The organism is Candidatus Vagococcus giribetii (assembly GCF_017316185.1).
GTDB classification, from domain to species: Bacteria; Bacillota; Bacilli; order Lactobacillales; family Vagococcaceae; genus Vagococcus; species Vagococcus giribetii.
On the sequence record NZ_JAFLVX010000003.1, the window covers coordinates 37,170 to 60,557 of the forward strand.

The 23,388-nt window shown below is 34.6% G+C and carries 22 protein-coding genes; 15 read left to right on the forward strand and 7 right to left on the reverse strand.

Going from position 1 to position 23,388, the window contains the following annotated elements:
* Positions 1 to 35: 35 nt before the first annotated feature.
* The 3 genes from DOK76_RS00785 to rpmH form a co-directional block, all read right to left on the reverse strand.
* Complete coding sequence (locus tag DOK76_RS00785) at positions 36 to 851, reverse strand: YidC/Oxa1 family membrane protein insertase (RefSeq protein WP_206964239.1); 816 nt, start codon at positions 849 to 851, stop codon at positions 36 to 38.
* A gap of 15 nt (positions 852 to 866) precedes the next feature.
* Complete coding sequence (rnpA, locus tag DOK76_RS00790) at positions 867 to 1,205, reverse strand: ribonuclease P protein component (RefSeq protein WP_206964241.1); 339 nt, start codon at positions 1,203 to 1,205, stop codon at positions 867 to 869.
* 122 nt (positions 1,206 to 1,327) lie between these two features.
* Complete coding sequence (gene rpmH / locus DOK76_RS00795) at positions 1,328 to 1,462, reverse strand: 50S ribosomal protein L34 (RefSeq protein WP_086340753.1); 135 nt, start codon at positions 1,460 to 1,462, stop codon at positions 1,328 to 1,330.
* 482 nt (positions 1,463 to 1,944) lie between these two features.
* Here rpmH and dnaA point away from each other — a divergent pair, with 482 nt between their 5' ends.
* The 14 genes from dnaA to DOK76_RS00865 all read left to right on the forward strand — a co-directional run bounded on the left by dnaA (position 1,945) and on the right by DOK76_RS00865 (position 17,122).
* A complete protein-coding gene (dnaA, locus tag DOK76_RS00800; RefSeq protein WP_206964243.1) occupies positions 1,945 to 3,288 on the forward strand; it encodes a chromosomal replication initiator protein DnaA in 1,344 nt (447 codons plus the stop codon).
* Positions 3,289 to 3,442: 154 nt separating this feature from the next.
* Positions 3,443 to 4,573, forward strand: a complete 1,131-nt coding sequence (dnaN, locus tag DOK76_RS00805; RefSeq protein WP_206964246.1) for a DNA polymerase III subunit beta — start codon at positions 3,443 to 3,445, stop codon at positions 4,571 to 4,573.
* A 205-nt stretch (positions 4,574 to 4,778) separates the two neighbouring features.
* Positions 4,779 to 5,012 (forward strand): S4 domain-containing protein YaaA, encoded by a 234-nt coding sequence (gene yaaA, locus DOK76_RS00810; RefSeq protein ID WP_206964248.1) that lies wholly within the window; start codon positions 4,779 to 4,781, stop codon positions 5,010 to 5,012.
* A gap of 4 nt (positions 5,013 to 5,016) precedes the next feature.
* Positions 5,017 to 6,138: a DNA replication/repair protein RecF gene (gene recF / locus DOK76_RS00815; RefSeq protein ID WP_206964250.1), complete on the forward strand. Its 1,122-nt coding sequence runs from the start codon at positions 5,017 to 5,019 to the stop codon at positions 6,136 to 6,138.
* A gap of 2 nt (positions 6,139 to 6,140) precedes the next feature.
* Positions 6,141 to 8,087: a DNA topoisomerase (ATP-hydrolyzing) subunit B gene (gene gyrB / locus DOK76_RS00820; RefSeq protein ID WP_206964252.1), complete on the forward strand. Its 1,947-nt coding sequence runs from the start codon at positions 6,141 to 6,143 to the stop codon at positions 8,085 to 8,087.
* A gap of 22 nt (positions 8,088 to 8,109) precedes the next feature.
* Complete coding sequence (gene gyrA, locus DOK76_RS00825) at positions 8,110 to 10,584, forward strand: DNA gyrase subunit A (protein WP_206964254.1); 2,475 nt, start codon at positions 8,110 to 8,112, stop codon at positions 10,582 to 10,584.
* A gap of 221 nt (positions 10,585 to 10,805) precedes the next feature.
* Positions 10,806 to 11,108 carry a 30S ribosomal protein S6 gene (gene rpsF, locus DOK76_RS00830; RefSeq protein ID WP_086340746.1) on the forward strand — a complete coding sequence of 101 codons (303 nt, stop codon included), beginning with the start codon at positions 10,806 to 10,808 and terminating at the stop codon, positions 11,106 to 11,108.
* 46 nt (positions 11,109 to 11,154) lie between these two features.
* Positions 11,155 to 11,679, forward strand: coding sequence for a single-stranded DNA-binding protein (gene ssb, locus DOK76_RS00835; RefSeq protein ID WP_206964256.1), 525 nt, complete (start codon positions 11,155 to 11,157; stop codon positions 11,677 to 11,679).
* 22 nt (positions 11,680 to 11,701) lie between these two features.
* On the forward strand, positions 11,702 to 11,944 hold the full coding sequence (gene rpsR, locus DOK76_RS00840) for a 30S ribosomal protein S18 (RefSeq protein ID WP_086340744.1): 243 nt from the start codon (positions 11,702 to 11,704) through the stop codon (positions 11,942 to 11,944).
* 147 nt (positions 11,945 to 12,091) lie between these two features.
* Positions 12,092 to 12,544 (forward strand): 50S ribosomal protein L9, encoded by a 453-nt coding sequence (gene rplI / locus DOK76_RS00845; protein ID WP_206964257.1) that lies wholly within the window; start codon positions 12,092 to 12,094, stop codon positions 12,542 to 12,544.
* Between the two features lie 24 nt (positions 12,545 to 12,568).
* Positions 12,569 to 13,930, forward strand: coding sequence for a replicative DNA helicase (gene dnaB / locus DOK76_RS00850; protein WP_206964259.1), 1,362 nt, complete (start codon positions 12,569 to 12,571; stop codon positions 13,928 to 13,930).
* Between the two features lie 117 nt (positions 13,931 to 14,047).
* Positions 14,048 to 15,340 (forward strand): adenylosuccinate synthase, encoded by a 1,293-nt coding sequence (locus DOK76_RS00855; protein ID WP_206964261.1) that lies wholly within the window; start codon positions 14,048 to 14,050, stop codon positions 15,338 to 15,340.
* Between the two features lie 82 nt (positions 15,341 to 15,422).
* A complete protein-coding gene (locus DOK76_RS00860; RefSeq protein WP_206964263.1) occupies positions 15,423 to 16,295 on the forward strand; it encodes a DegV family protein in 873 nt (290 codons plus the stop codon).
* A gap of 80 nt (positions 16,296 to 16,375) precedes the next feature.
* The gene (locus DOK76_RS00865; protein ID WP_206964265.1) at positions 16,376 to 17,122 is read left to right on the forward strand and encodes a C39 family peptidase; all 747 of its coding nucleotides are present in this window, start codon (positions 16,376 to 16,378) and stop codon (positions 17,120 to 17,122) included.
* 24 nt (positions 17,123 to 17,146) lie between these two features.
* Here DOK76_RS00865 and DOK76_RS00870 read toward each other — a convergent pair whose 3' ends face one another.
* The gene (locus tag DOK76_RS00870; RefSeq protein WP_206964267.1) at positions 17,147 to 18,772 is read right to left on the reverse strand and encodes an ABC-F family ATP-binding cassette domain-containing protein; all 1,626 of its coding nucleotides are present in this window, start codon (positions 18,770 to 18,772) and stop codon (positions 17,147 to 17,149) included.
* A gap of 125 nt (positions 18,773 to 18,897) precedes the next feature.
* Between DOK76_RS00870 and DOK76_RS00875 the strand changes: the two genes are divergently transcribed.
* Positions 18,898 to 19,575, forward strand: a complete 678-nt coding sequence (locus tag DOK76_RS00875; RefSeq protein ID WP_206964269.1) for a hypothetical protein — start codon at positions 18,898 to 18,900, stop codon at positions 19,573 to 19,575.
* A 47-nt stretch (positions 19,576 to 19,622) separates the two neighbouring features.
* Here the strand turns inward: DOK76_RS00875 and DOK76_RS00880 are convergent, their stop codons facing one another.
* From DOK76_RS00880 to DOK76_RS00890, 3 genes are all read right to left on the reverse strand, one after another.
* Complete coding sequence (locus DOK76_RS00880) at positions 19,623 to 20,609, reverse strand: polyprenyl synthetase family protein (protein WP_206964271.1); 987 nt, start codon at positions 20,607 to 20,609, stop codon at positions 19,623 to 19,625.
* Between the two features lie 29 nt (positions 20,610 to 20,638).
* Positions 20,639 to 21,163: a Gx transporter family protein gene (locus DOK76_RS00885; RefSeq protein WP_206964273.1), complete on the reverse strand. Its 525-nt coding sequence runs from the start codon at positions 21,161 to 21,163 to the stop codon at positions 20,639 to 20,641.
* A gap of 123 nt (positions 21,164 to 21,286) precedes the next feature.
* On the reverse strand, positions 21,287 to 23,197 hold the full coding sequence (locus tag DOK76_RS00890; RefSeq protein WP_206964274.1) for an NAD(P)/FAD-dependent oxidoreductase: 1,911 nt from the start codon (positions 23,195 to 23,197) through the stop codon (positions 21,287 to 21,289).
* Positions 23,198 to 23,388: the final 191 nt, after the last annotated feature.

Here is a 23,388-nt window from a genome sequence, read left to right on the forward strand (position 1 = left end):
ATAAGAACCCCCTAGTATAGTAAATTAATTAATTATTAGCGTTTTTTCTTCGGTTGATTTGCTTTACGCAATGCTTTTTCTAAATCACGTTTTTTCTTTTCAACTGCTTCTCGTTCATTTCTAATTTTAAATGGGTTATTAATGATTAAAGTTTGAATCACTTGGAACCCGTTTGAAATTACCCAATATAATGACAAACCACTGGCTAAGTTAACACCCATGAAAAGAATCATGACTGGCATCATGTAATTCATTGCCTTCATTGAACCCTGTACTTCTACTTGACCCATGGAAGTTAATTTTGTACTAATGAAAGTAAAGATTGCCGCTAATATAGGTAATATATAGTAAGGATCAATTTTACCTAATTCTAACCAAAGGAAAGAACCAGTTCTTAATTCAGGTGTGCGGGAAATAGCTTGCCACACTGCCATCATAATCGGCATTTGAACTAATAGAGGTAAACAACCAGATAATGGGTTAACACCACTCTCACTATATAGACGTTGTTGCTCTTCTTGTAATTTTCTAGCAGTTTCTGCATCTTTTGATGCATATTTTTCTTGTAACTCTTTTAACTTCGGTTGTAAATCTTGAGTTTTACGCATACTTTTTGTTTGGTAATGCATAAGAGGCATTAAAATTATTCGGATAATAATAGTAAATAGGATAATACCTACCCCGTAATTACCAAATGACAAGAATTTAATCGCTTCTCCAAAGTAATAAACTATGTAGCGATCCCACAATCCTGTACTAGCAGTGCTAACATCTCCTGTTCCACAACCTGTTAATAGGAAAACAAGTCCAAACATACTCAGGATGAGCAGCCATTTTTTCATCTTCTTCACTCACTTAACCCTCGCTTATTCTATTATATTTGCTAATTTAAACACATGCTCTATATTATTTTTTACTTCTTCTAATGATAAACCAACAATTTTAGGTCTAGCAATTAAGACAATATTATAGTTAGGTTTGATCTCTTCTTTTAATTCAAACAAGGATTGTCTCATTAAACGCTTCACTCTATTTCTCGTAACAGCGTTCCCAACTTTTTTACCCACGGATAAACCCACTCGAAAATGAACATTCTCCTCTGCTGGGTAAATATATACCACAAAATTGCGATTAGCATAAGAATCTTTTTTATAAATAATGGTTTGAAATTCTTTCTCTTTCTTGATACGGTAAGATTTTTTCATCGCTGACATACCTTTAAATTCTATAATATTTATGATAACAAGAACATCATTATCATAGCATACAGCACTGTCTTTTTTCATTTTTTTATAAAAAAAAATCACTGATTCAAAGATTCAGTGATTTATGCTGCTAATGCTTTTCTTCCTTTACGACGTCTACTTGCTAATACACGACGACCGTTTTTAGTGCTCATACGTTTACGGAAACCATGAACTTTTTGACGTTTACGTTTTTTTGGTTGATATGTTCTTTTCATTCAATCCACCTCCTAAAACTAAATATGCTTTCTAAATCACTTAGACAGACTATGACATTATACATAGAAAACACTAATTTTGTCAACTCCCCTTCTAAGCTTTTATTTATTTTTCTTCCAAACAACTTATACACAAGTGAATAAGTTGTTTCCACAAATCTGTTAGTTCACATTTTTTACTCAAAAGTTATTTTTTAGTTGTTAGTCAGTTATCAACAGGTTAACAACATGTTACAAACTTATCAACAGTTGTAAAAAAATGTGTTAATAAGTTGTTTAAACTTCTACATCATACTGTTCTCACTTGTGTATAACTTAGTTAATAACTAATACTTCTAAAAAGTTGTGCACACGTTTTTTTCTCTTGTGGAAAACTTTATTCTCACCTTGTTAATTTACTATCCACAATTGTAAAAATCAGTGGAAAACTTTTTTTAAAAATGCTAGAATGGACTAGAAACTAATTTTTTAGGGGGATCGTTATGCCCAATATTGACTATATATGGAAAGAATTGGAAGATGATTATCGAAAGATATTAACACCTCCAAGTTTTAATGCTTGGATTGAACAAGCTAAACCAATCAGTTTAGTGGATAACTTATTAACTATCGAAGTCCCTTCCGAACTTCACCGAGAATATTGGGAAAAAAATCTTGCTGCTAAAATTGTCGAAACAGGTTTTAAATTAACAGGAGAAGAAGTTACTCCTGTTTTTATTATTGAAGATGATAAAAAAGAACCTGAAAAAAATAAAGAAATTATCCCAACTGAGCTACCTGATATCGTAAAACAAAGTAGTAAAAAAGCCTTACTTAATTCTAAGTACACTTTTGATACATTTGTCATTGGTAAAGGAAATCAAATGGCTCATGCTGCGGCATTAGTGGTTGCTGAAGACCCTGGTGCCACTTATAACCCTCTTTTCTTTTATGGGGGAGTTGGTCTTGGTAAAACCCATTTGATGCATGCTATTGGCCATCAAATGTTGACTAACCAGCCTGATGCTAAAATTAAATACGTAACGAGTGAGTCTTTTGCTAATGACTTTATTAATTCTATTCAAAATAGAACGTCTGAAGCTTTTAGACAAGAATACCGTAGCGTTGATTTGCTTTTAGTAGATGATATTCAATTTTTTGCCGACAAAGAAGGTACTCAAGAAGAATTTTTCCATACATTTAACACACTTTATAATGAAGGTAGACAAATTGTCTTAACCAGTGATCGCTTACCAAATGAAATTCCTAAACTTCAAGAAAGGCTTGTTTCACGCTTTGCTTGGGGCTTATCTGTGGATATTACACCACCAGATTTGGAAACGAGAATCGCTATTTTAAGAAAACGAGCTAACGCTGAAGGCTTAGAAATTCCTGATGATGCTCTTTCTTATATTGCTGGTCAAATTGATTCAAATATTCGTGAGTTAGAAGGCGCTTTGGTTCGTGTTCAAGCTTATGCCACTATGAATGGCAACGATATTACAACAAGTTTGGCAGCAGATGCGCTAAAAAGCTTAAAACCAATGAAGCAAAAAAGTGAATTATCCATTCTTTTAATTCAAGAAGAAGTTTGTAAATACTATCATTTACAATTGAAGGATTTAAAAGGGAAGAAGCGTGTGAAGACAATTGTGGTTCCACGTCAAATTGCCATGTATTTATCTAGAGAGATGACTGATAATTCTTTACCAAAAATTGGTGCTGAGTTTGGAGGAAAAGATCACACAACAGTTATTCATGCTCATGAAAAAATTCAGCAATTATTAGAAACAGATCCTACTATTCAAAAAGAAGTCAATGAACTTAAAAATCTGTTGATAAACTAGTTGTGGATATCTAAAAAGATAACACTCAAGTTATCCACATGTTATTAACAAGGGAATTTTTATGCATTTCGTAGGGTTAAATATGTTATCCACAGTACTAACAGGCCCTACTACTATTACTATATTTATTATTATTATTTAAAAGGAGAAACTAATGAAAGTTACATTAAATCGAAATGCTTTTTTAGATGAGTTAGCAACTGTTCAAAGAGCTATTTCTGGAAAAACAACTATTCCTATTTTGACAGGAGTTAAATTAACGTTAACAGAACAAGGACTAACTTTGACAGGAAGTAATGCGGATATTTCAATTGAAACTTTTTTAAGCGTTGAAGATGAAAAAGCCAATATGTTAATTGAAAAAACTGGTTCAATTGTATTACAAGCACGTTTCTTCAATGAAATTATTCGTAAATTACCTGAGAGTACATTAACCTTAGAATTAATTGAAAATAACCAAGTAATTATTTCTTCAGGTAAAGCCTTATTCAACGTTAATGGCTTAAACTCAGAAAATTATCCACATTTACCTATTATTGATAATCAAAATACCTTTAAATTATCCGCTAGAGTTTTAAATAAATTGATTAGCGAAACTGTATTTGCTGTTTCTCAACACGAAAGTCGTCCTATTTTAACTGGGGTTCATTTTGTTTTAGAAAATAATGATTTATTAGCCGTAGCAACAGATAGTCATCGACTAAGCCAACGTGTCATTACTTTATCTGAATCAAACAATGCTTTTGATATTGTGGTTCCAGGAAAAAGTCTACAAGAGCTATCTCGTTCATTTAAAGATGAAGAAGAAATAGTTGAAATTTCTATTATGGAAAACCAAGTTCTCTTTAAAACAGAAGGAATGCATTTTTATTCTCGTCTATTAGAAGGAAATTACCCAGATACAAACCGCTTAATTCCAACAACATTTACAACAGAGATTGAATTTAACGTACCTGAATTATTAGCAGCTATTGATCGTGCGTCATTACTTTCTCATGAAGGTCGTAACAACATTGTTAAATTATCAATTAATTCTGAGCAAGTCTTTATTTATGGTAATTCACCAGAGATTGGTAATGTAGAAGAATCTTTAAACTATATCTCAGTGACTGGGGAACCTCTTGATATTTCATTCAACCCAGACTATATGAAGGCGTCCCTAAAATCATTTGGGAACATTGATGTAATCATTAAGTTTATCTCACCAATCAGACCATTTACTTTAGAGCCAAACAATGACGAAGTTAACTTTATTCAGTTAATTACACCTGTCAGAACAAACTAGTTACCTTTGAAAACTATCTTTATGATAGTTTTTTTTATTGATGATAAAAAAAAGCTCTATTTTACGTTTTAAGCAAGTTCTCCTTTAAAATGAAAAAAATGTCTATTTCATATAAATGTTCTTAAACGTAAAGAAAATTTGTTTTTAACTGTTAAAACAGGTATAATAGTTAATATGAAAACCTTGAAAAAGAAGGTGAAAATTTGTGAAAAAAAGTTTTTTATTAACTGCTGACTACATTACACTTGGTCAATTCTTAAAAGAAGTCGATGTGATTTCTAGTGGCGGGATGGCTAAATGGTATTTGCAGGAACATGCAGTCTACGTTGATGGTGAATTGGAAAATCGCCGTGGTCGTAAATTATATGCAGAGATGATGATTGAAATACCTGATTTAGGTACTTTTTTTATGGCTAAAATGCCATCAGATAGGGATTAACAACATGATTATTGAAAACATATCGTTACGTTCTTATCGTAACTACGAGTCTCTTGATTTAGCATTTTCTCCTAGATTAAACGTATTTTTAGGAGAGAATGCTCAAGGAAAAACCAATTTATTAGAAAGCATTTATGTTCTTTCTTTTGCTAGGAGTCATCGAAGTAACAATGAAAAAGAAATGATTCAGTGGGAGCAAGAATTTGCTCGTTTAGAAGGCAAGATTCAAAAAATGAATGGTTCTCTTGATTTGACGATGATTATTTCTAACAAAGGAAAGAAAACCAAAGTAAATGGCTTAGAACAAACTAAGTTAAGTCACTATATTGGTCATTTAAACGTTATTTTATTTGCACCAGAAGATTTACTTCTTGTTAAAGGAGCACCTCAAAATAGACGTCGTTTTTTAGATATGGAAATTGGTCAAATCAATGCCAATTACTTGTTTAATTTGAGTAAGTATCAAACAGTCTTAAAGCAAAGAAATCAATACCTCAAAAAAATAGCCTTTAGTGATAAAAAAGATTTGGTTTATTTAGAGGTTTTGTCAGAACAATTGGCAGAGGCTGGCAGTTCTGTTTTGTTCCACCGTCTGCAATTTATCCAAAAGTTAGAAGAGTGGGCTAATACCATTCATCAAAAAATAACTCATGGTAAAGAAGTACTAAAGATTCGCTACAAATGTCAACTTGATGTTACTAGCGACATGTCTGAAAAAGAGTTATTTGACATACTCTTAGAAGAGCTAAAAAATTCTACTAATAAAGATTTAAAACTATTAACAACATCCGTTGGTCCACATCGTGATGATTTGTTATTTTTTGTTAATGACAAAAATGTACAAAATTTTGGTTCCCAAGGTCAACAAAGAACCACAGCTTTGAGTTTAAAATTAGCAGAGATAGAATTGATTAATGACGAAATCGGGGAATACCCTATTTTATTATTAGATGATGTGTTGAGTGAGCTAGATGATGATCGTCAAGTTCATTTGATGGAGTACATTGAAACCAAGCTTCAAACATTTTTAACAACAACTAGTTTGACCCATTTGGAAAATAAATTAAGTATTACTCCAGAAATATTCTATATTTTTCAAGGAGTAGTAGAAAGGAATCGTGACTAATTTTGACAGAAGAAATAAACAACAACGCAGAATCTCACGCATATGATGCCAGTCAGATTCAAGTTTTAGAAGGATTAGAAGCAGTACGTAAAAGACCAGGGATGTATATCGGGTCTACAGGACCTCAAGGCTTACACCATTTAGTTTGGGAAATCGTTGATAACTCTATTGATGAGGCCTTAGCAGGATACTGTACAGAAATTAATGTGTCGATTGAAAAAGATAATAGTATTACAGTTGTCGATAATGGTCGTGGGATTCCAGTAGGGATTCAAGCTAAAACGGGACGCCCAGCTGTTGAGACTGTTTTAACTGTTCTTCATGCTGGTGGTAAATTTGGCGGAGGCGGTTATAAAGTATCTGGAGGTCTTCATGGTGTAGGTTCATCTGTTGTAAATGCCTTGTCAGAGCAATTAACGGTAAAAGTTCATGTAGATGGAAAAATCCATTACCAAGAATTTAAACGTGGTAAAATTTGTGATGATCTAAAAGTAATAGGTGAAACTGATCGTAGAGGAACAACTATTAACTTTAAACCAGACGGCGAAATATTTACTGAGACTACTGTCTTTGAATACGATAAATTAGCAACACGTATACGTGAATTAGCTTTCTTAAATCGTGGGCTTAAAATTACGATTGAAGATTTACGTGGAGAGGAATCAAAATTTGAAGCATTCCACTATGAAGGTGGGATTCAAAGTTACGTTTCTTTCTTAAATACGAATAAAACAGTTCTTTTTGATGAGCCTATCTACACAGATGGTGATCAACAAGGAATTACTGTTGAGGTAGCAATTCAATACACAGATGGTTATCATACTAACTTATTGAGTTTTGCGAATAATATTCATACTTATGAGGGAGGAACTCATGAATTTGGTTTCCGTACAGCCTTAACACGTGTGATTAATGACTATGCAAGACGTCAAAAATTAATCAAAGAAAACGAAGAGAATTTAAGTGGAGATGATGTTCGTGAAGGACTGACTGCCATTATCTCAATTAAACATCCAGAACCTCAGTTTGAGGGACAAACGAAAACAAAATTAGGGAATTCAGAAGTTCGTACAGTAACAGATCGTCTATTCTCTGAAGCGTTTAACAAATTCTTATTAGAAAACCCAGACACAGCGAAAAAAATCGTTGAAAAAGGGATTTTAGCGTCTAAGGCACGTCTAGCAGCGAAACGTGCTCGTGAAGTAACACGTCGTAAGGGTGCTCTTGAAATCAGTAGTTTACCTGGTAAACTAGCTGACTGTTCAAGTCGTGTACCTGAAGAGTGTGAACTATTTGTCGTCGAAGGGGACTCTGCCGGTGGATCTGCTAAAACAGGTCGTGATCGTCGTACCCAAGCGATTTTACCAATTCGAGGTAAGATTTTAAACGTTGAAAAAGCAACCATGGATCGTATTTTAGCTAACGAAGAGATTCGTTCATTATTTACAGCGATGGGAACAGGTTTTGGTGGAGACTTTGATATTTCGAAAGCTCGTTATCATAAATTAGTCATTATGACCGATGCCGATGTGGATGGGGCTCATATTAGAACCCTTCTTTTAACCCTATTTTATCGCTATATGAGACCTGTTGTAGAAGCAGGGTATGTTTATATCGCTCAACCACCTTTATACGGTGTGAAGCAAGGAAAAAACATTACTTACGTACAACCAGGTAAAGATGCTGATGATAGATTAGCTGAGGTAGTTGACTCATTGCCAGCAACACCTAAGCCAAGTGTTCAACGGTATAAAGGTCTTGGAGAAATGGATGACCATCAATTATGGGATACAACAATGGATCCAGAAAAAAGAACGATGTTACGTGTCAGTGTGGAGGATGCTATTAAAGCAGATGCTGTTTTTGAAATGTTAATGGGTGACAAAGTAGAACCTAGACGTGAATTCATTGAAGCCAATGCTCACTACGTTAAAAATTTAGATATCTAAAAAGAGATAAGGAGGATTGTTCATGTCTGAGGAAATAATTGAAAATATTAAAGATATAAATCTAACAGATGAAATGGAAGAGTCGTTTATTGATTATGCCATGAGTGTTATTGTGTCTCGTGCCTTACCAGATGTTAGAGATGGGTTAAAACCTGTTCATCGCCGTATTTTGTATGGAATGAATGAGATGGGTGTGACACCTGATAAAGCGCATAAAAAATCAGCTCGTATTGTTGGGGATGTTATGGGTAAATACCATCCGCATGGGGACAGTGCGATTTATGAGTCTATGGTTCGTATGGCGCAACCATTTAGTTACCGTAACATGTTAGTAGATGGTCATGGTAACTTTGGTTCTGTCGATGGTGACGGAGCGGCTGCGATGCGTTATACAGAAGCTCGTATGAGTAAAATTGCCGTTGAGATGCTACGTGATATTAACAAAAATACAGTTAATTTTCAAAATAACTATGATGAAACAGAACGTGAACCAGAAGTTTTACCAGCACGTTTTCCAAACCTATTAGTTAACGGAACAACAGGTATTGCCGTGGGGATGGCAACGAATATTCCACCTCACAACTTAACAGAAGTTATTGATGCATTGAAAGTTCTTATGGATAACAGTGAAGCAACAACTGCTGACTTAATGGAAGCTTTACCTGGACCAGATTTCCCTACAGGTGGTCTTGTTATGGGAAAATCAGGTATTCGTCGTGCCTACGAAACTGGTAAAGGAAAAATTATCGTTCGTGCTAAAGTGCATATTGAAGAGATGAAAAATGGTAAGGAACGTATTGTTGTAACTGAAATTCCTTACATGGTTAATAAAGCTAAGTTAGTTGAACGTATCGCTGAATTACACCGTGAAAAACGTGTGGAAGGTATTACTGATTTAAGAGATGAGTCTTCTCGTGAAGGAATGCGTATTTCTATTGAGGTTCGTCGTGACGTAAGTGCTTCAGTTGTCTTGAATAACTTATACAAATTAACGTCACTTCAAACAAGTTTTGGTTTTAACATGTTAGCAATTGTTAAAGGTGTGCCAAAAGTTCTTAGCTTAAAATCAATTTTAGAGCATTACTTAGCCCATCAAGAAGAAGTTATTGTTAGACGTACAGAGTTTGATAAAAACAAAGCTGAAGCAAGAGCTCATATTTTAGAAGGGTTACGAATTGCTTTAGATCATATTGATGCGATTATTAAAACGATTCGTTCATCAGCATCAGATGACATTGCTAAGCAAGCTTTAATCGATAACTACAGTTTATCTGACCGTCAAGCTCAAGCGATTTTAGACATGCGTTTACGTCGTTTAACAGGCTTAGAAAGAGATAAAATCGAGAATGAATATCAAGAATTATTGAAATTGATTGCTGATTTGAAAGATATTTTAGCTAACCATGACCGTGTTCTTGAGATTATTAGTACAGAATTAGATGAAATCCAACGTAAGTATGGAGACGACAGACGTACAGAATTATTAGTGGGTGAAGTCTTAAGCTTAGAAGATGAAGATTTAATCGAGGAAGAAGATATTGTTATTACTTTAACTCATAACGGCTACATTAAACGCTTGCCAAGTACTGAGTTTAGAACACAAAACCGTGGTGGTCGTGGTGTTCAAGGAATGGGAGTACATGATGATGACTTTGTTGAAAACTTAGTGTCATGTTCAACTCATGATAGTCTTTTATTCTTTACTGATACTGGTAAGGTCTATAAAGCAAAAGGCTATGAGATTCCAGAATATGGTCGTACAGCTAAAGGAATCCCAGTTATTAACTTATTAGGCATTGATTCATCAGAAAATATTGAAGCTATTATAAGTGTTGAAGGAAAAGCCGAAGAAGATCAATACTTATTCTTCTCAACTCGATTGGGAACAGTGAAGAAAACTTCTGTTTCTGAATTTTCAAACATTCGTACAAATGGATTGAAAGCAATTGGGTTAAAAGAAAATGACCAATTAATCAATGTGACTTTAACAGATGGCCATCAAAACATTATTATCGGAACACATCAAGGTTACTCTGTGTCATTTAACGAAGAAGATGTTCGTTCAATGGGACGTAGTGCAGCAGGTGTTCGTGGTATCAAATTGCGTGGAGATGACTATGTGATTGGTATGGACGTTCTACATCCTGAATCAGAAGTATTGGTGATTACTGAAAAAGGATATGGTAAGCGTACTGAGGCTGTTGAATATGCAATTAAAGGCCGTGGTGGTAAAGGGATTAAAACAGTGAATATTACAGAGAAAAACGGTAATTTAGCTGGATTAACAACTGTCACTGGTGAAGAAGATATCATGTTAATCACGAATAAAGGCGTCATCATTCGTTTTGACGTTGAATCTGTTTCTCAAACAGGTCGCGCCACACAAGGTGTGCGTCTCATTCGTTTAGAAGAAGATGCTCTTGTTTCTACAATGGCTAAAGTAACCAAAGAAGAAGAGGAAGAATTAACAGAAGCCTCTGAAGAAACAGCAGAATAATTTTAAAAGATGGTCTCAGAAGTAGTTTCTGTGACCATCTTTTTTTGTCACAAAACAAAAAGAATGTAAAAAAGACAAGTTCATTGGATATTTAGTACTAAATTTGATTGATTTATTACTCAAAGTGTAGTAAAATATTGAAATGTGAGTAAACAAGTCGTTTACTTTCCTTGTTCCTATTAAATAATAGGAACCTTTAGTCCATAAGGAGGTGAAAATCAATGAAACAGGCAAACACATACGAAATTATGTATATCATCCGTCCAAACATTGATGAGGAAGCAAAAACTGCTCTTGTAAATCGTTTCGATTCAATCTTGAAAGATAACGGTGCAGAAGTATTGGAATCTAAGTTATGGGGCAAACGCCGTCTAGCTTACGAAATCCAAGATTTCCGTGAAGGAATCTACCATATCGTTAAAGTTTCTTCAGCAACAGACGCAGCAGCAATCAGTGAGTTTGATCGTTTAGCTAAAATCAATGGCGATATCTTACGTCATATGATCGTTAAAGAAGAAAACTAATCAATGTTTCACGTGAAACATTAACAAAACGAGGGGAGAACGACAAATGATTAACAACGTTGTGCTAGTAGGAAGACTAACTAGAGATCCTGAGCTTCGTTTTACAGCAAATGGGTCAGCTGTAGCAACTTTTAACTTGGCAGTTAATCGTAACTTTACTAACCAAAGTGGAGAACGAGAAGCTGATTTTGTTAATTGTGTTATTTGGAGAAAACCAGCAGAAACTTTAGCTAACTATGCCAAAAAAGGTACGTTGCTAGGTGTTGTTGGACGTATTCAAACACGTAATTACGAAAATCAACAAGGTCAAAGAGTATATGTAACAGAAGTAGTTTGTGATAATTTCCAATTATTAGAATCACGTAATGCATCTGAGCAAAGACAACAAGTAGGTGGCTTTGGTAATCAAGATGCTGGGAATAATTTTAACAATTTTTCTCAAAATCAAAACAGTCAATCATTTGGCGGCCAATCTTCAAGTAAAAACGAAATGCCGAATTTCGACCGTGACAGTGATCCGTTTGGAAGCTCATCACAAATAGATATTTCGGATGACGATTTACCATTCTAAAATAGAATAGGAGGAGCAAAACATGGCAGCTCAACAAAGAAGAGGCGGAAGAAAACGTCGTAAAGTATGTTACTTTACAGCTAACCATATTGATAATATCGATTACAAAGATGTTGAATTATTATCAAGATTTATCTCTGAAAGAGGTAAAATTTTACCACGTCGTGTGACTGGTACTTGTGCAAAACATCAAAGAAAATTAACTATTGCAATTAAACGTGCAAGAATTATGGGCTTATTACCATTCGTTGGTGAAGAGCAATAATAGATTAAGACATTCATTTTAATTAATGAATGTCTTTTTTGTTTCACGTGAAACAATTTTTTATTGTTTTATGAAACATCATAAATATGTTAGAATAGTAAAGTAATCAATGAATAATATTTAATTATAGATAGGGAGTGTTTCTTCATGAAAGTAATTTTTTTACAAGATGTTAAAGGTAAGGGAAATAAAGGTGAAGTTAAAGAAGTTGCAGTGGGATATGCACAAAACTTTTTACTAAAAAAAGGATTAGCTGTCGAAGCAACTCCACAAGCCTTAAGTGAATTAAAAGGGAAAACAAAAGCTAAAGAAAAAGAAGATGCAGAAGTATTAAAAGAAGCGGAAGCATTAAAAGCAGTTATTGAAGCAGAAGAATTTGAGGTAGTTATTAAATCAAAAGCAGGAGACGATAGTCGCTTGTTCGGTTCAATTCCTTCGAAACAAATTGCAGAAGCTTTAGAAAAACAACATAACATCAAAGTTGATAAACGTAAAATGGATTTGAAACAACCTATTAAAGCATTAGGTTATACAAATGTACCAACTAAACTACATAAAGATGTTGTGGCTAAATTACGTGTTCACGTTATTGCAGAATAAGAAATAAGGATAGGTGAGTAAGAGATGGAACTTATCCAACAAGATAGGATACCGCCACAAAGTGTTGAAGCAGAACAAGCAGTTTTAGGTTCTGTTTTTTTAGACTCAGAGTCAATTGTAGAAGCAATGGAATACATTGAAGCAAAAGATTTTTATCGTCGAAGTCATCAAACTATTTTCCAAATCATGGTGGATTTAAACAATCGTAGTGAAGCCATTGATGCAATCATTGTGAAAGAACAATTGGAACAAAAGAATATGCTGGAAGATATTGGTGGTGTGAGTTATTTATCAGAATTAACGTTAAGCGTACCAACTGCTGCTAACGTTGGTTACTACGCTAAGATTGTAGAACAAAAAGCACTTCTAAGAAACTTGATTCAAACAGCCACAGAAATTGTGACCAGTGGTTTTGAACAAGAAGAAGATGTTGAAAGTATTCTTGATGAAGCTGAGAGAAGAATTCTTGAAGTATCTGAAAAAAGAAATCGAAGTGGTTTCTTATCAATTGCAGATGTATTGGGAGATTCTATTAATAATATTGAAAAGTTATCTCAACAAGGTGAAGCTATTACGGGATTACCAACAGGCTATCATGCCTTAGATAAAATGACAGCAGGTCTTCAAGCAGAAGAGCTAATTATTTTAGCTGCTCGTCCAGCCGTAGGGAAGACAGCCTTTGCTTTAAATATTGCGCAAAACGTAGGAACTAAAACAAACGAATCAGTAGCCATCTTTAGTTTGGAGATGAGTGCTGAATCACTTGTGAATCGTATGCTATGTTCAGAAGGCCTTGTAGAGGCAGGGCACTTAAAAACAGGTCAATTATCAGATGAAGAGTGGGATAATATTATTGTGGCTATGGGAAGTTTATCCAAAGCTAATATCTTCATTGATGATACTCCAGGGATTAAGATTTCTGAAATACGTGCTAAGTGTCGTAAGCTCCATCAAGAACAAGGTGGATTAGGTTTAGTATTAATTGACTACTTACAGTTGATCGAGGGAACTGGTCGAGAAAACCGTCAACAAGAAGTTTCTGAGATTTCTAGACAATTAAAAAAATTAGCTAAAGAATTAAAAGTACCAGTTATTGCCTTATCTCAGTTATCTCGTGGAGTTGAGCAGAGACAAGACAAACGTCCAGTATTAAGTGATATCCGTGAATCTGGATCGATTGAGCAGGATGCGGATATTGTAGCCTTTCTTTACCGTGATGACTACTATCGCAGTGAAGAGGGCGAAGATGAGGAACCACAAGAGAGTAATAATGTGATTGAAGTTATCATCGAAAAAAACAGAAGTGGGGCTCGTGGAACAGTAGAGCTACTCTTCATTAAAGAGTATAATAAGTTTTCTTCTGTATCCATGAGAGAAGAGTTTTAAGTTCGTTTATTAATGATAAATAACATTAATAATTAAATAACATTCGGTTTTATTGAAAAAACTTGTTTTTTTTGTTAATATAGTTAGGTAATAACATAAGAAGAATGGAGTGTTTATATGTCATCAGTTGTAGTAGTAGGAACACAGTGGGGCGATGAAGGAAAAGGAAAGATCACAGACTTTTTAAGTGAAAATGCTGAAGTAATTGCACGTTATCAAGGTGGAGACAATGCAGGACACACTATTCAATTTGATGGGACCACATATAAGCTACATTTGATTCCTTCAGGGATCTTTTATCCAGAAAAAATTAGTGTTATTGGTAATGGGGTAGTTGTTAACCCTAAGTCTATTACTAAAGAACTTAAATATTTAGCAGATCATGGTATTACGACTGAAAATTTAAGAATTTCAGATCGTGCTCATGTGATTTTACCTTATCACATTAAATTAGATCAATTGCAAGAAGATGCTAAAGGGGATCAAAAAATAGGGACAACCATTAAAGGGATTGGACCTGCCTACATGGATAAAGCCGCTCGTGTGGGAATTAGAATTGCAGACCTTTTAGATAAAGAGATTTTTGCAGAACGTCTAAAAAGTAATTTAGAAGAAAAAAATCGTTTATTCGTTAAATTATTTGATTCTGAACCATTAGCATTTGATGATATTTTTGAAGAGTATTATAACTATGGTCAAGAAATCAAGAAATACGTTACAGATACTTCAGTGATCTTAAATGATGCACTTGATGAAGGCAAACGCGTTTTATTTGAAGGGGCACAAGGAGTTATGCTTGATATTGATCAAGGAACTTATCCATTTGTGACATCATCTAACCCAGTTGCTGGTGGTGTAACTATTGGTAGTGGTGTTGGTCCTTCAAAAATCAATAAAGTAGTTGGTGTGTGTAAAGCTTATACTTCTCGTGTAGGAGACGGCCCATTCCCAACAGAATTATTTGATGAAACAGGAAACCAAATCCGTGAAGTTGGACGTGAATACGGAACAACAACAGGTCGTCCAAGACGTGTGGGTTGGTTTGATACAGTTGTAATGCGTCACTCAAAACGTGTATCAGGTATTACTAACTTATCACTTAACTCTATTGATGTATTGACAGGTTTACCAACTGTTAAAATCTGTACAGCGTACGAATTAGATGGCGAGAAAATCTATCATTACCCAGCAAGCTTGAAAGAGTTATCTCGTTGTAAACCAATTTATGAAGAACTACCTGGTTGGTCAGAAGATATCACTGGTTGTAAAACACTAGCTGAGTTACCTGAAAATGCAAGAAATTATGTGCATCGTATTTCTGATTTAGTAGGAGTTAGAATTTCTACTTTCTCAGTAGGACCAGATAGAACACAAACAAATGTTTTAGAAAGTGTTTGGGCACAAATTTAAAAGATGAGACAAAAGAAGAAGTGTAATTACTTCTTCTTTTTTGATTAAAAAGATAGTAATATGTGTGGAGGGGGTTGTATAAATGACAAAAAAATTTGATTTATTGGTTGATTCATGTTGCGACTTACCATTTGATTACTTAGAATCAAATGATGTTCAGGTAGTAAGTATGGTGATTAATTTAAACCATAAAGAATATGTAGATGATTTAGGAAAAACATTTGATTACAACTGGTTTATGGAACAATTAAAATTAGAAGAAATGCCAAGTACCTCACAAATTAATATTGGGACGTACAGTGAAGTGTTTAAACAATATGTGGGTTCAGAGAAGCCTCTTTTATATTTAGCTTTTTCATCTGAATTAAGTGGTTCTCAGAGAAATGCTTTTTCAGCACTACGTTTATTGGAAGAAGACCATGAGTCAGTTAACGTGAGTATCGTAGATTCAAAAGCAGCATCTCTAGGAGAAGGTTTACTGATTAAAGATATAATCAATCAACGAAACGCTGGGAAGAGCTTAGAAGAGGTTTTAGAGTGGTTAGAGGAGAACATTAGTAAAGTTCACTCATGGGTGACAGTTAATGACTTAAACCATTTAGAGCGTGGCGGTCGAATTTCTAAAACCAGTGCCGCTATCGGTAGTTTGGTTAAAATTAAACCAATCATTCATGTAGATGCAACTGGTAAATTAGTGAATGTTGGAAAAACCCGTGGTCGTAACAAGTCATTAGAAAAAATAGTATCAGAAACAAAGAGAACTATTTTAAATAGCGAAGAACAAAATTTATTAGTTGCCTATGCAGGGGATTTAGAAGCAGCTGAGCATGTTAAAGAGTTGATTCAAGAAATGATCCCAGTAAAATCTGTAGAATTATTACCAATGGGTCCAACTATAGCTAGTCATACAGGCTACGGAGCGATTGCTATCTTCTCTTATGGAGTAGCAAGATAAAGAAAATTTTCTCACTTTTTTGGTATTATTTATTATTTGTGGCATAATATAGATAATTAATGAACAAAAGGTGTGATAATTTGAAAAAACATTACCCAGAACTTTTATTGATGTTAAGCATTTTAGCTATTATTTCTATTTGTTTTTCTATTTATTTAGCACGTTTTTTTAACAATCAACAAGTAGAAGCTGCTCGAATTGCTGAAGAGACAGCTCTTAAAAAAAAGAAAAAAGAAGTTCCTAAGAAGACTTATGAAGAGACAGTCAATGATAAGATTGAAGCAGGAGACTTCCCTAATCGCATGAAAGTGCCGTTGATCTTACAAACAGATGGTTTATGGAAAGATCAGTTTTACGGAGTGGAAGGTGATGAGCCTCTTCAAAACACGTTAGCGATTAACGGGTGTGCTATAGTGTCGCTAGCCATGGTATATTCTTATTTAGAAAATGAGTATAAGACACCAATGGATATTTTATCTTGGTCAGGTAATCGTTACTTTAGTAAAGAAACAGGGACTGCATGGCATATTTTTAATGACTTTGCGGCAGCCAATAAGTATGAGTTTGAAGATTTGGGAGATCAGTTGCCTCTAGTAAAAGAGCAGTTGAAGCAAAATCATCCTGTTATCGTTTCAGTCAAACCAGGTTACTTTACTGATGTTGGTCATGTTATGGTCCTAACAGGCTATAATGAAAAAGAAAATACGTTCTGGCTTAATAACCCTAGTGATACAAAAGAAAAAGGGGATACAGGCAGAGCCTTTACAGAAGAAGAAATACAAAAAGAGAGTCTTCATTACTGGACTATGTACAAAAAGAAAGGCTAACCAATTTGGGTTAGCCTTTCTTTTTTATTTACCGTAAATTTGGTTCAATTGTTCTTGAACTGTTTTATTATCTAAGAATTCGTCATAAGTTGTTTCTGCACGATCCACAACACCTTTATCAGATACAGCAATAATACGATTAGCTGTTGTTTGGATAAATTGATGGTCATGTGAAGCAAATAGAATAGAGCCATTAAAAGCAATTAACCCGTCGTTAAGAGCTGTAATTGATTCTAAATCTAAGTGATTTGTTGGGTCATCTAAAACAAGAACGTTTGCTTTAGAAAGCATTAATTTAGATAACATACAACGAACTTTTTCGCCCCCTGAAAGAACGTTAACTGATTTTAATACGTCCTCTCCTGAGAAAAGCATACGACCTAAGAAACTACGTAGGAAAGTATTATCAGATTCTTCTTTTGAAGCGTATTGGCGTAACCAATCAACAATAGTTAAGTCGTTATCAAATTCATGAGAAGTATCTTTTGGTAGGTAGGCTTGGCTAGTTGTAACACCCCAACGAACGCTACCAGAATCAGGTTCCATCTCACCCATAATAATTTTGAATAGGATAGTTGTTGTAATATCATCTTTCGCGATGAAGGCAGCTTTGTCATCTTTTCTAAGCGTAAATGACACATTATCTAAAATTTTCTTGCCTTCAATTGTCTTAGAGATATTTTCAACTTGAAGTAAGTCATTACCAATCTCACGTTCTGCTTTAAATCCAACGAATGGGTAGCGGCGTGATGAAGGTTGAATGTCATCTAATTCAATTTTATCTAACATTTTTTTACGAGAAGTTGCTTGTTTTGATTTAGAAGCGTTAGCACTAAATCTAGCGATAAATTCTTGTAATTCTTTAACTTTTTCTTCTTTTTTCGCATTTTGATCAGATTGAAGTCTAGCTGCTAATTGACTTGATTCTAACCAGAAATCGTAGTTACCAACGAATAATTTGATTTTACCAAAGTCTAAGTCAGCCATGTGAGTACAAACTTTGTTTAAGAAATGACGGTCATGGGAAACAGTAATGATTGTGTTTTCTGAGTTGATTAAAAATTCTTCTAACCAAGCAATTGAATCACGATCTAAACCGTTTGTCGGCTCATCTAGAAGTAATACATCAGGTTGACCAAAAAGAGCTTGTGCTAATAACACTTTAACTTTTTGTCCTGCTGTTAATTCAGCCATCTTTAAGTCATGTAGACTTTCAGGAATGTTTAATCCTTGTAGTAAGCTAGATGCTTCTGGCTCAGCTTCCCAACCATTTAATTCAGCAAACTCACCTTCAAGTTCAGCAGCACGGATGCCATCTTCATCTGAAAAATCAGCTTTCATGTAAATAGCATCTTTTTCTTGCATCACTTCATAAAGACGTTTGTGTCCCATCATAACAGTATGTAGAACTGTTTCATCTTCATAGTCGAAATGATTTTGTTTTAAGGTTGCTAAGCGTTCATCTGGACCTAAAGTTACATTTCCAGTTGATGGTTCAATTTCTCCTGATAATATTTTCAAGAAAGTTGATTTTCCAGCACCATTAGCACCGATTAGGCCATAACAGTTTCCTGGAGTAAATTTAATATCTACATTTTCAAATAATTTTCTATCTGGAAATTGCAGACTAACATTTGATACGGTAATCATGTAATCCCTCACTTTTATTGTAGTCACTTTTTAGTGTGTCGCTTTCGATTATATAGGGCTTGTGAGGGGAATGCAAGAAAGTATGAAGGATTGTGATACAATACTCAAAAAGGAGGGGAAAAAGGGTGAAATCACTAATCGTTCTATTGATACTAATGATACTGATTCCTAGCTATTTTTTATATATGAGTATAAAGAATAAAGAAGAACGCAAGAAAAATATCAGTTTATTCATTCTAACAGCACTTCCAATACTAGTTATTGGAATGCAAGAAATGGGGTATCGTTTGTTTCAATCACAACTAACAAAAGAGAGCTATGCTTTATTTGAGTCTGTCTATCACATACCCAAAAGTGAGATCTTAGTTATTGAGCCAATGGATTCTCGAATAAAAAAAGGCATGAATTTAGAAATTACCACAAAAAAAGATTTTGCCTTTTGGCAGAAACAAGTTAAACAAAATAATCGTTTGTTAAATGGGGAAGACATTCCAGCAGAACAAGTAGATAAAGTGATTCAAGACATTAAGAATTGTGAAATTACGTATAGTTCAGGCTATGGTTTTAAACAGTTGCGTCCCTATACATTTCCTTTGACAAACATTGAATACAGACAAGAAGACGGTGTTTCTGTTGGCATCTCAACAGGAAAAAACAACCTACCTGAAGTGATTAAGTTATCTAAAAGAGAAGAAGAGAGTAAAAAGAGACTAGAAGCTTATTTTGCTTTTCCCATATCAGATAAGGAAGTCAAAGAGCTTATGGCTTATGCAAAAGACGCAGGTTACCCAATGGATGACTAAGACAATGAAAAACATCAATCCTTAAAAAAGAATTGATGTTTTTTTCATTAATTTTCTCTAGTTAAAATAGCTTGAGTAATGTCATAAATAATTTCTTTTGTTTGTTGCTTGTTGTTTGGTAATTTGTTAATAAGATCTAAAGCTTTTTCTGTATAGCTATCTGCTAACGCATAAGCTTTTTTAACGCCACCGTATTCAATAACACCTTGGTGAACACGCTCTGCTTCTTCATTTGTTAAGGTTTCTTTCTTTGCTAGTAGAGGTTCAAAAAAGGCTTTATTCTCTTCCATAGCACAGATTAAAGGTAAGCTATAAACCCCTTGTTTCACATCTTCTAAGACAGGTTTACCAATTGAAACTTCTGATTGAGAGTAATCTAAAATATCATCTACAATTTGAAAAGCTATCCCAATTGATTTTCCGATATCGCGACAAGTTGAAGCAAGTTTTGAAGAACCGCCATTTTCAAAGCAACCTAAGAAACAACTTAAGGCGAATAATTCAGCTGTTTTTCCTGAAACGTTTTGAAGGTATTCATCCACAGTGATGTCTGTGTTGTAACGGGTATTCATTTGACCTAATTCGCCAAGTAAGACTTTCTCCATACTTGATGTATTAAGTTTCACGCTTTTAAGAGAATCTGTGTATTGAACTAGTAGTTTGAAACAGACGATAAACAAATAATCACCAGAGTAAACAGCAACATCTTTATCGAATTTTGTTTGAAGAGTTGGTACACCACGTCGTACGTCAGCTTCATCCACGATATCATCATGAATGAGTGTTGCTGTATGAAGAGTCTCCATGGCAGCAGCAAGAGCAATGCTTTTCTTTTTATCTACGTCTTTTCCTAGTTCAGAAAAAAGTAGTAAGTAAGCAGGACGTAGTAATTTTCCACCTGAATGAAACAAATCTAAAATGGTTTGCTCCACTTCTTTATTAGGTAAAGAAATAGCAGAAGACATTAACTCTAATGTTTTATTTAAGTCTTTTTTTAGAGTGGGGTAGTTGTCCCACATTGGATGAATGTTCATAGGTAAGCTCCTTTTTAAAGGTTGAATCCTTATTCATAATTGAGTTTAAACTCTTGAATTGTTTTAACATGAGTCATAACGTAGTTAGCAGCAATGCCAATCGCAATCCCTGCTAAAATCCCAATCCAGGACAGGACTGGTAAATATAAGAGGACATTCCATGAATTGGCAATCCAACTAGCCACTAGTAGTTGCCCCACATTATGTAAAAATCCCCCACAGGCACTAATCCCAATCGTACTAATACGTTTTGGACCAAGTTGTTTTAAGCCTAACATACCAAAATAACTTAAAAGGGCACCACCTGCACTGTAAAGAAGAGTGGAAGGCGTTCCGCCAAGTAAAGTCGTTAAAAATAATCTAAGAATGACTAAAAAGAAACTGTCTTTCACAGGCATGGTAAAGATTGCGATAATGGTGATTAAATTAGCTAAGCCTAACTTAGCACCAGGGGCAAAGGCGAAGGGAAAAGGAATCATATTTTCGAGTAAACCAATAATGACACCTTGAGCAACAAGTAATGAGATGTATATTAATCTTTTATTTTTATTCATGGTAAAATTCTCCTATCATAGTGAGAATACTATTAACTAAAAAGTAAATCAACTGGAAATAACACTTTTTGTGAAATGAAAAGAGGTTGACACTTAAGGGTCAACCTCTTTAAAAGTTATTGGTTAAGCACTCTCACCGTAGCGGGACTTGACGTCTCCATACCACCATTTACCGAGTTTACCTTGCAACCAAGGCATTACCCATTTATCTAAACCAAATGCACGACCTGAACCGTTCATAAGAGCAAAGGCAACGAATAAGAACCAAATATTAACCCAGTAGAACATACCTGATAAACAGAACATGATAACTAGGACAATAGTTGTTGCACTTGCTAACCATGTAAATAAACCAACAATAATTGCTAATGCTAAAGCAACTTCAAAAATTGTCATGAATTTTTGCATGAATAAAGCAACTTCTGTATTAGGCATCATGAATTCCATGATTTTAGAGAACCAATTTGGCATTTCTTTGAAAACTGTCATAGGTTCTTCACCATAAGCATAGCTTAAACCAAAGACAGGATCAGCAACAGCAGCAACAGCTTCGCCGGCACCTTCTGCCGCACTAGCACCACTTGTTGCATCAGCAGCTTGTAACCATGGGAATGGGAAAGCAACTGTATCAGTAAACCATGAACCTTCACCAAACCAAGTGCCTGGTTGAGTCAATTTACCAGTACCAACGATTTTCTTCATCGCTTCAACTAACCAAACTGAACCGTAGAAGACACGTAATGGCACTGACCATAAAACGTTACTGTTACGTGATGTATGACCACGCATAATGTTACGCTCATCACCAATTCGGAAGAATTCGTGTAAGATATATTGGAATGCATAGTAACCAGAACGAATATCAAAGAAGTAGCGTAAGTTAATGATATGTTTCATTAACATTGCGAAGAAGCCGCTCATATGAATTTTGTCAAAGACACAAGCTACTGCATATTTAGAACCGATAGATACCATGAAACCATCGTATTTACCTTTGTAAGCTTCTTTTTCAGTTCCATTGATTTCAGCTAAAATGTTTTTAGCGGCACAATGACCTGTTTGCTCAGCTGCTTGAACGATTTGAGGTGTTGGCATATTTTCTTTTTCTTCAAAGTAAACTAAGTCTCCGATAACGTAGATTCCTTTATCTTCATAACCCTTAGCTTGCATGAATTCATTAGCTACTAAACGAGCTGCACGAGCAGATTCCATTTCAAATTCTTCTGCGTCACTGTTAGCTTTAACACCAGCAGTCCAGATTAAAGTATGAGTTGGAATAGTTTCACCAGATTTAAGAACAATATGATCTGCTGCAACTTCAACGATAGGTGTATCTTTTAAGATAGTTACGCCTTTTTTAAGTAAATATTTCTCAGCTTTACCAGCATCGTTACGATCTAACATGTTTAAGATAGTAGGAGCTGCTTCAACTACCATTAAGTTGATTTCGCTTGGATCAAGTTTGTTTTTCTTAGCAACAACTTCTTTCCATTCGATTAATTCTCCGACCATTTCGATTCCTGTAAATCCAGAACCACAGACTACAAAGTTTAACATTGCTTTACGTTTTTCAGCATCAGGTTCCATTGCAGCTAAAGTAACAGTTTTTTCGATATGGTTGTTGATTTTAATCGCATCATCCATTGACCATAAAGTAAAGCCGTTTTCTTTAACGCCTGGAGTACCAAAGTCATTAGGTTCTCCACCCATTGCTAAGACTAAGTAATCAAAAGCGTATGTACCTTGCGCTGTTTTAACTACTTTACCTTCTTTATCAACGTTAACAACAGAATCTGTTATAACACTAACATTTTTTCTCTTACAAAATAATCTTTGTAAATCATATTGAATAGCTTCAGGATGAACACGTCCTCCGGCAACTTCGTGAAGTTCGGTCATCATTGTTTGGTAAGAATGACGATCGATTAAAGTAATGTGGATGTCTGTATTCTTTTTAAGTTTTTTAGACAGCATTTTAGTAGCTGCTATACCTGAATACCCAGCACCGACTACAACAATCTCTGTTTTAGCCATAATTTTAAGTCTCCCCTTTTCATAAAAAAATAAAAATAATGATAATAATAACGAATTGATTACGTGAAATAAAATACACAATCGTATTTTATTATAAAGCCAGATAGGTGAAAAGTCTAACAAAATTTGAGGATTTGGAATATTTCAGACTGTAGACAAAGTATCATATTTTTGATACTTTGTCTTTTTTT

Excerpts from the sequence above, each read along its gene's own strand:
- rnpA (WP_206964241.1), bottom strand. The coding sequence starts at position 1,205 with ATGAAAAAATCTTACCGTATCAAGAAAGAGAAAGAATTTCAAACCATT.
- rpmH (WP_086340753.1), bottom strand. The coding sequence starts at position 1,462 with ATGAAAAGAACATATCAACCAAAAAAACGTAAACGTCAAAAAGTTCAT.
- dnaA (WP_206964243.1), top strand. The coding sequence starts at position 1,945 with ATGCCCAATATTGACTATATATGGAAAGAATTGGAAGATGATTATCGA.
- dnaN (WP_206964246.1), top strand. The coding sequence starts at position 3,443 with ATGAAAGTTACATTAAATCGAAATGCTTTTTTAGATGAGTTAGCAACT.
- recF (WP_206964250.1), top strand. The coding sequence starts at position 5,017 with ATGATTATTGAAAACATATCGTTACGTTCTTATCGTAACTACGAGTCT.
- gyrA (WP_206964254.1), top strand. The coding sequence starts at position 8,110 with ATGTCTGAGGAAATAATTGAAAATATTAAAGATATAAATCTAACAGAT.
- rpsF (WP_086340746.1), top strand. The coding sequence starts at position 10,806 with ATGAAACAGGCAAACACATACGAAATTATGTATATCATCCGTCCAAAC.
- ssb (WP_206964256.1), top strand. The coding sequence starts at position 11,155 with ATGATTAACAACGTTGTGCTAGTAGGAAGACTAACTAGAGATCCTGAG.
- rpsR (WP_086340744.1), top strand. The coding sequence starts at position 11,702 with ATGGCAGCTCAACAAAGAAGAGGCGGAAGAAAACGTCGTAAAGTATGT.
- rplI (WP_206964257.1), top strand. The coding sequence starts at position 12,092 with ATGAAAGTAATTTTTTTACAAGATGTTAAAGGTAAGGGAAATAAAGGT.
- dnaB (WP_206964259.1), top strand. The coding sequence starts at position 12,569 with ATGGAACTTATCCAACAAGATAGGATACCGCCACAAAGTGTTGAAGCA.
- DOK76_RS00855 (WP_206964261.1), top strand. The coding sequence starts at position 14,048 with ATGTCATCAGTTGTAGTAGTAGGAACACAGTGGGGCGATGAAGGAAAA.
- DOK76_RS00860 (WP_206964263.1), top strand. The coding sequence starts at position 15,423 with ATGACAAAAAAATTTGATTTATTGGTTGATTCATGTTGCGACTTACCA.
- DOK76_RS00870 (WP_206964267.1), bottom strand. The coding sequence starts at position 18,772 with ATGATTACCGTATCAAATGTTAGTCTGCAATTTCCAGATAGAAAATTA.
- DOK76_RS00880 (WP_206964271.1), bottom strand. The coding sequence starts at position 20,609 with ATGAACATTCATCCAATGTGGGACAACTACCCCACTCTAAAAAAAGAC.
- DOK76_RS00885 (WP_206964273.1), bottom strand. The coding sequence starts at position 21,163 with ATGAATAAAAATAAAAGATTAATATACATCTCATTACTTGTTGCTCAA.
- DOK76_RS00890 (WP_206964274.1), bottom strand. The coding sequence starts at position 23,197 with ATGGCTAAAACAGAGATTGTTGTAGTCGGTGCTGGGTATTCAGGTATA.